At 46.2% G+C, this 12623-nt stretch carries 8 protein-coding genes; all 8 read right to left on the bottom strand.

Going from position 1 to position 12623, the window contains the following annotated elements; genetic code table 11:
- Nucleotides 1-339: 339 nt before the first annotated feature.
- Nucleotides 340-4542: a DNA-directed RNA polymerase subunit beta' gene (gene rpoC / locus VHA02S_RS23700; protein ID WP_038899717.1), complete on the bottom strand. Its 4203-nt coding sequence runs from the start codon at nt 4540-4542 to the stop codon at nt 340-342.
- A 105-nt stretch (nt 4543-4647) separates the two neighbouring features.
- Nucleotides 4648-8676 (bottom strand): DNA-directed RNA polymerase subunit beta, encoded by a 4029-nt coding sequence (gene rpoB / locus VHA02S_RS23695; RefSeq protein WP_038899716.1) that lies wholly within the window; start codon nt 8674-8676, stop codon nt 4648-4650.
- Nucleotides 8677-8926: 250 nt separating this feature from the next.
- Complete coding sequence (gene rplL / locus VHA02S_RS23690) at nt 8927-9295, bottom strand: 50S ribosomal protein L7/L12 (protein ID WP_005451128.1); 369 nt, start codon at nt 9293-9295, stop codon at nt 8927-8929.
- 57 nt (nt 9296-9352) lie between these two features.
- Nucleotides 9353-9847 carry a 50S ribosomal protein L10 gene (gene rplJ, locus VHA02S_RS23685; protein ID WP_005451126.1) on the bottom strand — a complete coding sequence of 165 codons (495 nt, stop codon included), beginning with the start codon at nt 9845-9847 and terminating at the stop codon, nt 9353-9355.
- 293 nt (nt 9848-10140) lie between these two features.
- Entirely contained in the window at nt 10141-10842 is a 702-nt protein-coding gene (rplA, locus tag VHA02S_RS23680; protein ID WP_005384683.1) for a 50S ribosomal protein L1, read from the bottom strand.
- Between the two features lie 4 nt (nt 10843-10846).
- The gene (gene rplK / locus VHA02S_RS23675) at nt 10847-11275 is read right to left on the bottom strand and encodes a 50S ribosomal protein L11 (protein WP_005451125.1); all 429 of its coding nucleotides are present in this window, start codon (nt 11273-11275) and stop codon (nt 10847-10849) included.
- Nucleotides 11276-11418: 143 nt separating this feature from the next.
- Nucleotides 11419-11967 (bottom strand): transcription termination/antitermination protein NusG, encoded by a 549-nt coding sequence (gene nusG, locus VHA02S_RS23670; protein WP_005451123.1) that lies wholly within the window; start codon nt 11965-11967, stop codon nt 11419-11421.
- A gap of 13 nt (nt 11968-11980) precedes the next feature.
- Entirely contained in the window at nt 11981-12361 is a 381-nt protein-coding gene (secE, locus tag VHA02S_RS23665; protein WP_005451121.1) for a preprotein translocase subunit SecE, read from the bottom strand.
- Nucleotides 12362-12623: the final 262 nt, after the last annotated feature.

Here is a 12623-nt window from a genome sequence, read left to right as displayed (position 1 = left end):
GAAGCGAGAAGCGAGAAGCGAGAAGCGAGAAGCGAGAAGCGAGAAGCGAGAAGCGAGAAGCGAGAAGCGAGAAGCGAGAAGCGAGAAGCGAGAAAATTCTTAAGGGTTGGCGTGTGCACGTCAACCCTTTTTGTTTTTCGGGATTCGCTTCTATTTTATCTTTCTAGGGATAAATCCAGTCAACGCCCTCTTCGTCAATCACTTTCACGGTTCTCCAAAGGCACACCTCTCGATTCCGTAAACGAAGCATACCTACATCTCGAAGCGTAGCGTTCTAACCTTTGCTCCCAAAAACAAAAAAGGCACCCGAGGGTGCCTTTTCTTTTAAGCTCTTAACGATTACTCGTCAGAAGAGAAGCCTGCGTTTAGAAGTGCAGCTAGGTTATCTGTTGCTTGTTCAGCAGATGGACCTTCTTGCGCTTCAGCACGTTTAGCTTGACGATCTTGGTGGTATGCGAAACCAGTACCAGCTGGGATCAGACGACCAACAATTACGTTCTCTTTCAGACCACGTAGGTCATCACGCTTACCAGAAACCGCAGCTTCTGTTAGTACGCGAGTTGTCTCCTGGAACGATGCCGCAGAGATGAATGACTCAGTCGCTAGAGATGCCTTAGTGATACCTAGTAGCTCACGCTCGAAACGTGCTGGCTCTTTGCCTTCAGCTTCTAGGTTACGGTTAGAAATCTTAACTTGTGAGTATTCAACTTGCTCGCCAGGTAGGAACTCAGAGTCACCAGCGTGAGTAATTGTACACTTACGTAGCATTTGACGAACGATAGTCTCGATGTGCTTATCGTTAATCTTAACGCCTTGTAGACGGTAAACTTCTTGTACTTCGTTAGCGATGTACTGAGTTACAGCGTGTACGCCACGTAGACGTAGAATGTCATGTGGAGACTCTGGACCATCTGCGATCACGTCACCACGTTCAACACGCTCACCTTCAAATACGTTCAACTGACGATGCTTAGGAATCATCTCTTCGTAAGTATCACCGCTGTCGCGAGTGATAACTAGACGACGCTTACCTTTCGTTTCTTTACCGAAGCTCACAGTACCTGTGTGCTCAGCAAGGATCGCAGGCTCTTTAGGCTTACGAGCTTCGAATAGGTCAGCTACGCGTGGTAGACCACCGGTGATATCTTTGTTACCGCCAGATTTCTGAGGGATACGAGATAGTGTGTCACCAATGCCAACTTCAGCGCCATCTTCGATGTTTACAATCGCTTTACCAGGTAGGAAGTAGTGAGCTGGCATTTCTGTACCAGGGATCATTACGTCGTTACCTTGCTCATCAACAAGTTTGATAGCTGGACGCATATCTTTACCTGCTGCTGGGCGAGCTGCTGGATCAGTTACTTCGCTTGAAGATAGACCTGTTAGGTCATCTGTTTGACGAGAAACTGTAACACCGTCGATCATGTCTACGAACTGGATACGACCTGCCACTTCAGTGATGATTGGCATGGTGTGCGCTTCCCAGTTAGCAACAACTTCACCAGCTGTTACTGCGTCGTTGTCGCCTTTGCTTAGCATCGAACCGTAAGGAAGTTTGTGCTTCTCTTTAGTACGACCGAATTCATCAATGATAGTTAGCTCAGATGCACGAGACGTGATTACCAGCTTCTTATCTTTGTTGATTACGAACTTAGCGTTGTGCAGTTTAACTGTACCAGTTGTCTTCGCTTGGATGCTGTTCTCTGCTGCTGCAGTAGATGCCGCACCACCGATGTGGAACGTACGCATCGTAAGCTGTGTACCCGGTTCACCGATAGACTGAGCAGCGATTACGCCAACTGCTTCACCTTGGTTCACTAGGTGACCACGTGCTAGGTCACGACCGTAACACTGTGCACAACAACCGCAGTCAAAATCACAAGTAACTACAGAGCGCACTTTCATGCTGTCTACTGAGTTCTCTTCCATGATCTGACACCACTTCTCATCAATTAGAGTGTTACGTGGGATCAGAACATCTTCTGTACCTGGCTTAAGAACGTCTTCAGCTACTACACGACCTAGCGCTAGCTCAGTTAGTGCAACTTTAACATCACCACCCTCGATGTGAGGCATCATGTCAACACCCTCGTGAGTGCCACAGTCATGTTCAGTTACAACAACGTCTTGAGCAACGTCTACTAGACGACGAGTTAGGTAACCCGAGTTCGCTGTTTTCAGTGCCGTATCCGCAAGACCCTTACGAGCACCGTGCGTTGAGATAAAGTACTGAAGTACGTTTAGACCTTCTTTAAAGTTCGCTGTGATCGGCGTTTCGATGATTGAACCATCTGGACGCGCCATCAGACCACGCATACCCGCTAGCTGACGAATCTGAGCTGCAGAACCACGAGCACCCGAGTCAGCCATCATGTAGATGCTGTTAAACGATTCTTGTTGTTCTTCTTCACCGTCACGGTTAACTACCGTTTCAGATGAAAGGTTTGCCATCATCGCTTTCGCTACGCGATCGTTGGTCGATGCCCAGATATCGATAACTTTGTTGTATCGTTCGCCCGCAGTAACAAGACCAGATTGGTATTGTTCCTGGATTTCACGTACTTCTTCTTCCGCTTCTGCGATTTCAGTGTACTTAGCTGGCGGTACAACCATATCGTCGATACCAACAGATACACCAGATAGTGCCGCGTATGCGAAACCTGTGTACATGATTTGGTCAGCGAAGATTACAGTGTCTTTCAGACCTAGTTTACGGTACGCCTCGTTTAGTAGGTTAGAGATTTGCTTCTTACCTAGCTTTTGGTTAACGATGCTGTACGGTAGACCAGCTGGCACGATTTGCCATAGCATTGCACGACCGATAGTTGTATCAACCATCTTAGTCTCTGTTGTGCTGTTGCCGTCTTCGTCTACAACTGTTTCTGTAATACGTACTTTAACGCGTGCGTGAAGTTCAGCTTGCTTAGTGCGGTATGCTTTCTCAGCCTCTGCTGGGCCAGAAAGGTACATGCCTTCACCTTTCACGTTGATCTTGTCACGAGTCATGTAGTACAGACCCAATACAACGTCCTGAGAAGGTACGATGATCGGATCACCTGACGCTGGCGACAGAATGTTGTTTGTCGACATCATCAGAGTACGAGCTTCAAGCTGTGCCTCTAGAGTTAGAGGTACGTGAACCGCCATTTGGTCACCATCGAAGTCCGCGTTGTACGCCGCACACACTAGTGGGTGTAGCTGGATCGCTTTACCTTCGATTAGTACTGGTTCGAACGCCTGGATACCTAGACGGTGAAGTGTAGGTGCACGGTTCAATAGTACTGGGTGTTCACGGATTACTTCGTCTAGGATATCCCAAACTACCGCTTCTTCACGCTCTACCATTTTCTTAGCAGCTTTGATTGTAGTCGCAAGACCACGAGTCTCTAGCTTGCTGTAGATGAATGGTTTGAATAGCTCAAGTGCCATCTTCTTAGGAAGACCACACTGGTGTAGACGAAGGTATGGACCTACTGTGATTACAGAACGACCAGAGTAGTCTACACGTTTACCTAGAAGGTTCTGACGGAAACGACCTTGCTTACCCTTGATCATATCAGCAAGAGATTTCAGAGGACGCTTGTTAGAACCAGTGATCGCACGACCACGACGACCGTTGTCTAGTAGCGCATCAACAGACTCTTGCAGCATACGTTTTTCGTTACGTACGATGATGTCCGGAGCTGCTAGCTCTAGAAGACGCTTCAAACGGTTGTTACGGTTGATCACACGACGGTATAGGTCGTTTAGATCAGAAGTCGCAAAACGACCGCCATCTAGTGGTACTAGAGGACGCAGATCTGGCGGAAGTACTGGAAGTACAGTTAGGATCATCCACTCTGGGTTGTTACCAGATGCGATGAACGCTTCTACCAGCTTCAGACGCTTAGTTACTTTCTTACGCTTAGTTTCAGAGTTAGTAGTTTCTAGCTCTTCGCGCATTTGTTCTGCTTCAGCGTGCATGTCCATAGAACCTAGTAGGTCCTTGATAGCTTCTGCACCCATCTTAGCAGTGAACTCGTCGCCCCACTCTTCTAGACGGTCTAGATACTCTTCTTCCGTAAGCATCTGACCTTTTTCTAGATCAGTCATACCCGGCTCAGTTACTACGTACATTTCGAAGTAAAGAACACGTTCGATATCACGTAGAGGGATATCCATTAGTAGACCGATACGAGACGGTAGCGATTTTAGGAACCAGATGTGAGCTACTGGTGAAGCAAGCTCGATGTGACCCATACGGTCACGACGAACTTTAGTTTGTGTAACTTCTACACCACACTTCTCACAGATAACACCACGGTGCTTCAAGCGCTTGTACTTACCACAAAGACACTCGTAGTCTTTAACTGGACCAAAGATACGCGCACAGAACAGACCATCGCGTTCAGGTTTGAACGTACGATAGTTGATCGTTTCAGGTTTTTTAACTTCACCGAAAGACCATGAACGGATCATGTCTGGTGAAGATAGACCGATTTTGATTGCATCAAATTCTTCGGTCTTATGCTGTGCTTTTAGAAAGTTTAATAAGTCTTTCACAATCAGCTCCTGTAAGGAGTTAAAAGGAGCTCACTCGCTAAAGTGAGCACCTTCTACCAAATAATCGCTTTAGATTCTCTCAACCTTAGTCAAGAGAGAAAGAGATTACTCTTCGTCTTCTAGCTCGATGTTGATACCTAGCGAGCGAATCTCTTTCAACAGTACGTTGAACGATTCTGGCAGACCAGGTTCCATGCTGTGGTTACCGTCTACGATGTTTTTGTACATCTTAGTACGGTCGTTAACGTCATCCGACTTAACCGTTAGCATTTCTTGTAGAGTGTAAGCCGCACCGTATGCTTCTAGTGCCCATACTTCCATCTCACCGAAACGCTGACCACCGAACTGAGCTTTACCACCAAGTGGCTGCTGAGTTACTAGGCTGTACGAACCAGTTGAACGAGCGTGCATCTTGTCATCAACAAGGTGGTTCAGTTTCAGCATGTACATGTAACCTACTGTTACAGGGCGCTCAAACTGGTCACCTGTGCGACCATCAAACAGTTTTAGCTGACCAGATTCTGGTAGGTCTGCTAGTTTCAGTAGCGCTTTAATAGACGCTTCTGGTGCACCGTCAAATACTGGAGTCGCGATTGGTAGACCGCCACGTAGGTTCTTGATCAGAGTACGAACTTCGTCATCAGATAGAGAAGCAATATCTACTTTCTGGCGAGTCTCGCCTAGATCGTAAACTTTTTGTAGGAACTCGCGGAATTTCGCTAGTTCTTGCTGCTCTTTAACCATCTGGTTGATCTTGTCACCAATACCTTTCGCTGCCAGACCTAAGTGTACTTCTAGGATCTGACCGATGTTCATACGCGAAGGTACACCCAGTGGGTTAAGTACGATGTCTACAGGCTGACCTTTCTCATCGTATGGCATGTCTTCAACAGGGTTAATCTTAGAGATTACACCCTTGTTACCGTGACGACCCGCCATCTTATCACCAGGCTGAATGCGACGTTTAACCGCTAGGTAAACCTTAACGATCTTCAGTACGCCAGGTGCTAGATCATCACCTTGAGTGATCTTGCGACGCTTAGTTTCGAATTTCTTATCGAAGTCAGCTTTTAGCTCGTCCCACTGCTCTGCTAGTTGTTCTAGCTGAGTTTGTAGAGCGTCATCTTCTAGCGTTAGTTCTAGCCACTTCTTACGATCAGTTGTGTCTAGTTTCGCTTCAGAGTAACCACCTTCAATCAGTACAGCTTTAACACGGTTTAGAAGGCCACCCTCAAGAATCTGGAATTCTTCAGTTAGGTCTTTCTTCGCTTCTTTAAGCTGCATTTGTTCGATTTCAAGCGCACGCTTGTCTTTCTCTACGCCATCGCGAGTGAAGACTTGAACGTCGATGATCGTACCTGATACAGAGTTAGGTACACGTAGTGAAGTATCTTTAACGTCAGATGCTTTTTCACCGAAGATTGCACGTAGTAGCTTCTCTTCAGGCGTTAGCTGAGTTTCACCTTTAGGTGTTACTTTACCAACTAGGATGTCGCCACCCTTAACTTCTGCACCGATGTAAACGATACCTGACTCGTCTAGTTTAGACAGAGCAGACTCACCTACGTTTGGAATATCAGCTGTGATCTCTTCAGAACCAAGCTTAGTATCACGCGCCACACAAGTAAGTTCTTGGATGTGGATAGTCGTGAAACGGTCTTCTTGAACTACGCGCTCAGATACTAAGATCGAGTCTTCGAAGTTGTAACCATTCCAAGGCATGAACGCGATACGCATGTTTTGACCAAGCGCTAGTTCACCAAGGTCTGTTGAAGGACCATCAGCAAGAACGTCACCGCGTGATACAGGTTCACCTGGCATCACACATGGGCGCTGGTTAATACATGTGTTCTGGTTAGAACGTGTGTATTTAGTCAGGTTGTAGATGTCGATACCAGCTTCACCTGGTACTAGCTCTTCTTCGTTCACTTTAACAACGATACGAGAAGCATCTACAGACTGGATTACACCACCACGTTTAGCAACTGCAGTTACACCTGAGTCAACTGCTACGTTACGTTCAATACCAGTACCAACAAGCGGTTTGTCAGCTTTCAGTGTTGGAACTGCCTGACGTTGCATGTTCGCACCCATCAATGCACGGTTCGCATCATCGTGTTCTAGGAACGGGATAAGCGATGCAGCGATAGATACAACCTGGTTTGTCGCAACGTCCATGTACTGAGCGTGCTCACGAGGGTGTAGACCAGATTCACCTTTTTGACGAGCTGTGATCAGCTCATCTGCAAAACCGCCTTCTTCAGTTAACGCAGCATTAGCCTGTGCGATAACGAATTGACCTTCTTCGATTGCAGATAGGTAATCTACTTCGTCTGTTACAATGCCATCTACAACGCGACGGTATGGTGTCTCTAGGAAACCGTACTCGTTACAACGCGCAAACGCAGATAGAGAGTTGATCAGACCGATGTTTGGACCTTCCGGCGTTTCGATAGGACATAGACGACCGTAGTGAGTTACGTGTACGTCACGTACTTCGAAGCCAGCACGTTCACGAGTTAGACCGCCAGGACCCAATGCAGAAATACGACGCTTATGCGTTACTTCTGATAGCGGGTTGTTTTGGTCCATGAACTGTGAAAGCTGTGAAGAGCCAAAGAATTCTTTAACAGCTGCAGAGATTGGTTTCGCGTTGATCAAGTCTTGAGGCATGATTGCGTCAAGATCGCCTAGGCTTAGACGCTCTTTAACTGCACGCTCAACACGTACTAGACCTACACGGAACTGGTTCTCAGCCATTTCGCCTACAGAGCGGATACGACGGTTACCTAGGTGGTCGATATCGTCCACTTCGCCTTTACCGTTACGAATCGCGATAAGCTTCTTCATCACTTCAACGATATCTAGCTCGTCAAGTGTGCCTTGCTCTTGAGCATCTTCACGACCGATAGAGCTGTTGAACTTCATACGACCAACAGTCGATAGATCGTAACGCTCTTCAGAGAAGAATAGGCTTTCGAATAGTGCTTCTGCAGCTTCTTTTGTTGGTGGCTCACCAGGGCGCATCATGCGGTAGATTTCTACCAAAGCAGAAATACGATCAACAGTGCTGTCGATGCGTAGCGTTTCTGACATGAATGGACCATGGTCTAGATCGTTGGTGAACAACGTTTCTAGTGATTTGTGACCAGCCTGAGATAGGTTCGCTAGAGCTTCCAGGCTGATTTCCTGGTTAGCGTTAACAATGATCTCGCCTGTTGCTTCGTTGACGTAATCTTTCGATGCAACTTTACCAACGATGTACTCAACTGGTACTTCGATGTGATCAACGCCATCTTTCTCTAGTTGGCGGATATGACGAGCTGTTACACGACGACCTTGCTCAACGTAAGTTTTACCGTTCGCTTCGATGTCGAATGACGCAGTTTCACCACGTAGACGATCAGGAACCAACTCCATTAGTAGAGTTTGGTCTTTCACTTCGAAGTTCACTTTTTCGAAGAAGATATCTAGGATTTCTTCTGACGTTTTACCAAGTGCACGAAGGATGATCGAAGCTGGTAGCTTACGACGGCGGTCAATACGTACGTATAAGTTATCCTTAGGGTCGAACTCAAAGTCTAACCATGAGCCACGGTAAGGAATAACACGTGCGTTGTATAGAACTTTACCTGAAGAGTGGGTCTTACCCTTATCGCTGTCGAAGAACACGCCTGGGCTTCGGTGCAGCTGGGATACGATAACCCTCTCGGTACCGTTAATTACGAAGGTACCATTGTCTGTCATAAGCGGAATTTCGCCCATGTAGACTTCTTGTTCTTTAATGTCTTTTACAGTACCTGCTGGCGCGTCTTTATCAAAGATTACTAGACGTAGTTTTACGCGTAGTGGCTTTGAGTAAGTTACACCGCGGATTTGACATTCTTTAACGTCAAAAACTGGCTCACCAAGACGGTAGCTAACGTATTGCAGCTCAGAATTGCCGTTGTAGCTCTGAATTGGGAATACAGAACGGAAAGCAGCTTCAAGACCGTATTGACCTTCAGGATCCTGTTCGATGAATTTGTCGAACGAATCGAGCTGGATCGATAGCAGGTATGGAATGTCCAAAACTTGTGGACGAGTACCAAAGTCCTTACGGATGCGCTTTTTCTCGGTATAAGAGTAAACCATGGGGTTCCTCAGCTCGCTGATAAGTGACCCAAACTGTCCGCCCGCTCCTAGTTACTTAAGGGGGGTAAGGGACAGTGACTAAATAGCTGTTTACTGTAGTGACATTTCATTGCGTAGGAATGAAATGTTTTTTGCTTGGGAACAGGCGCTTAAACAGCGGGAAAATTCGCCTATACCCTACAGCGCAAAAAGGCCGGTGGTTAAAAAACCACCAGCCAATTAGCCGTTAGGCTAAGAAACTATGCAATAATTACTTAACAGCAACAGTTGCACCAGCTTCTTCTAGCTGAGCTTTAAGTGCGTCAGCTTCTGCTTTGTCAACACCTTCTTTAAGAGGTGCTGGAGCGCCGTCTACAAGAGCTTTAGCTTCTTTAAGACCTAGGCCAGTTGCGCCACGTACTGCTTTGATTACAGCAACTTTGTTACCGCCAGCAGATTCTAGGATTACGTCAAATTCAGTTTGCTCAGCTGCAGCTTCGCCGCCTGCTGCGCCACCTGCAACTACTGCAGCAGCAGCAGTTACACCGAATTTCTCTTCCATAGCTTCGATTAGTTCAACAACTTGCATTACAGACATTTCTGCAACTGCGTCTAGGATTTGCTCGTTAGTAATAGACATAACAATTCTCTTTTAAGTCAACAATAAGTTTATTTTGCAACCAGTAAAAAGCAAGGCTTAAGCCGCTGCTTCTTCTTTTTGATCGCGGATAGCAGCGATAGTACGTACCAGCTTGCCAGCAGAAGCTTCTTTCATGCACATCATTAGGCGTGCGATTGCTTCGTCGTAAGTTGGTAGTGTTGCTAGTACTTCAGCGTCAGTTAAAGCGCCTTCAAATGCAGCAGCTTTGATCTCGAAATCTTTGTTCTCTTTAGCGAAGTCTTTGAAAAGACGCGCTGCAGCACCTGGGTGCTCGTTAGAGAACGCGATTAGAGTAGGACCAGTGAAAGTGTCAGTTAGACACTCGTAGTCTGTACCCTGAACCGCACGGCGTGCTAGAGTGTTACGCACGACTTTCATGTAAACACCCGCTTCGCGAGCTTGTTTACGTAGAGAAGTCATCGCGCCAACTTCAACGCCACGAGAATCAGCTACAACTGCAGAAAGTGCACCACTGGCAGCTTCGTTGACTTGAGCAACAATTGCTTTTTTGTCTTGAAGGTTTAAAGCCATCTTGGATTTACTCCTGGTTGTCGTTACACCACTCACTATCATCACGACAGTGAGAGCTATTGAGGTGCATTCCCAGAAGAAAGTTAACTATTTACATAGAGCTTTCTGTCAGTTCGGGCACCATCTACGTAGGATGATTAAGTTTGTTTTGAGAACAAACACCTACGGTCTTGGACGGAGACTGGGTCTTAATTCATTTCGAACTAGGAGACAGTTCAAAGAACCAATGTTCAGCCCCAACCACAAATATTAGGCGCAAAATTATACACAAATTTTGCGCCTAAGCAAATAAATTATGCTTGAGTGTTCAGGCTAGCCTGATCAACAGCAACACCAGCACCCATAGTAGTAGAGATGCTTACTTTCTTCAGGAAAGTACCTTTCGCTGAAGATGGCTTAGCTTTCTTCAGAGCAACTAGAAGAGCTTCTAGGTTCTCTTTGATCTGCTCAGCAGAGAAGTTTGCTTTACCGATAGTAGTGTGGATGATGCCGTTTTTGTCGTTACGGTAACGAACCTGACCAGCTTTAGCGTTCTTAACCGCTTCAGCAACGTTAGGAGTTACAGTACCAACTTTAGGGTTTGGCATTAGACCGCGAGGACCTAGGATAGTACCTAGTTGACCTACAACGCGCATTGCATCTGGAGAAGCAACAACTACGTCGAAGTTCATTTCGCCTTTCTTAACTTGCTCAGCAAGATCTTCCATACCAACGATGTCTGCGCCAGCTTCTTTAGCTGCTTCAGCGTTTGCACCTTGAGTGAACACTGCAACGCGGATTTCGCGGCCAGTACCGTGAGGTAGTACAGTTGCACCACGTACGTTCTGGTCAGATTTACGAGCATCGATGCCTAGGTTAACAGCAACGTCAACAGACTCTACGAATTTAGCAGTAGCTAGTTCTTGAAGAAGAGCAACAGCTTCGTTGATTTCGTACTCTTTAGTTACGTCAACTTTTTCGCGGATTACGCGCATGCGCTTAGTTAGTTTAGCCATCTTATTAACCCTCTACCACTAGGCCCATTGAACGAGCAGTACCAGCGATTGAACGCTTCATTGCTTCGATGTCAGCACCAGTCATATCAGCAGCTTTAGTTTCTGCGATTTCTTGGATTTGAGCATCAGTTACAGTACCCACTTTTTCAGTGTTTGGACGACCTGAACCAGACTTAACGCCAGCAGCTTTCTTAAGAAGAACAGCAGCAGGTGGAGTCTTAGTTACGAACGTGAAAGAACGGTCGTTGTATACAGTGATAACAACAGGAGTAGGTAGGCCTTTCTCTAGAGATTCTGTTTTCGCGTTGAACGCTTTACAGAATTCCATGATGTTAACACCGTGTTGACCTAGTGCAGGACCAACTGGTGGACTTGGGTTCGCCATACCAGCTGCGACTTGTAGCTTGATGTAAGCTTCAACTTTCTTAGCCATGATAATTCCTAAGTTTGGGTACAAACGCTAATCATCGATCAGCTCCCCGTTTAATGAAAAAACTCTTTACTTCACCAGAAGTAAAAAGGCGCGAAATTATAGTCATAATTCGCGCCTTAGACAACCCTTAAAAAGGTGTTTTTTTAATCAAGTTTTTCAACCTGACCAAATTCAAGCTCAACTGGTGTTGCACGACCAAAGATCGACACAGACACTTTCAGGCGGCTCTTCTCGTAATCCACTTCTTCAACAGTACCATTGAAGTCAGCAAATGGACCTTCATTAACACGTACCACTTCGCCCGCTTCGTACATAGTACGTGGACGAGGAGCTTCACTTGCTTTCTCAAGACGATTAAGAATCGCATCAGCTTCTTTGTCTGTGATAGGTGCTGGACGGTCTGAGGTACCACCAATGAAGCCCATGACACGCGGCACACTGCGTACTAGGTGCCATGATTCATCGTTCATAATCATCTGAACAAGGACGTAACCTGGGAAGAACTTACGCTCAGATTTACGACGCTGACCCGCGCGCATTTCCACTACTTCTTCAGTAGGAACCAGTACTTCACCGAATAGCTCTTCCATGCTGTGCATTTTGATATGCTCGCGAAGAGATTGAGCTACACGACCTTCAAATCCAGAGAAGGCTTGAACCACATACCAGCGTTTTTTTGGAGCTTCACTCATGAATTAAAACCCTCTATACCCCAGTCGCTAGAGCTACTAGACGAACCATGATGCCGTCAATACCCCATAGCGCTAGAGCCATTACAATACTTACAGCTAAAACGATCAGTGTTGTTTGCATAGTTTCTTGGCGTGTAGGCCAAACAACTTTACGAACTTCCATACGAGATTCTTTTGCAAAACTGATCGCTGCTTTACCTTTAGTCGTTGTTGCTGCAACGCCAAGAGCAGCTGCAATTAGAACAACAACGCCTGCAGCGCGAACTACTACAGACATTTCACCATACAGGTAATTACCCACAACAGCGGCCGCTGCTAATACGAAAGCGGCAATCCACTTAAACGTATCTGCTGCGTTTGAGCTATCAGGAGTTTCAGCATTATTTGCTTTCATAAACCAACCTGTCACAAGTCTTAATATAGACGACAACAACCCCGCTGTTGCAGGGCAAACTCCATATCGCTGAAAAAATCAGCGTTACTCTCTTAAGATTAAGCCTCTCCGGCCAATCTTGCTCTGCTCTCAACCAAAATCTGAACAAGAAAACAGCTAAAATAATGTTGAGTGCAGAAAAAGGGCATCAAATGATGCCCTTTTTGCTACTGGTTCGTCAAATCTAATTCAAGATTTTCCGAAGACATTCGTTTAATTCTTT

Source organism: Vibrio harveyi NBRC 15634 = ATCC 14126 = KCTC 12724, assembly GCF_001591145.1.
Taxonomy (GTDB): Bacteria; Pseudomonadota; Gammaproteobacteria; order Enterobacterales; family Vibrionaceae; genus Vibrio; species Vibrio harveyi.
The sequence above is the reverse complement of the archived record's forward strand: the minus strand, read 5'-3'. Positions and strand labels throughout refer to the sequence as shown.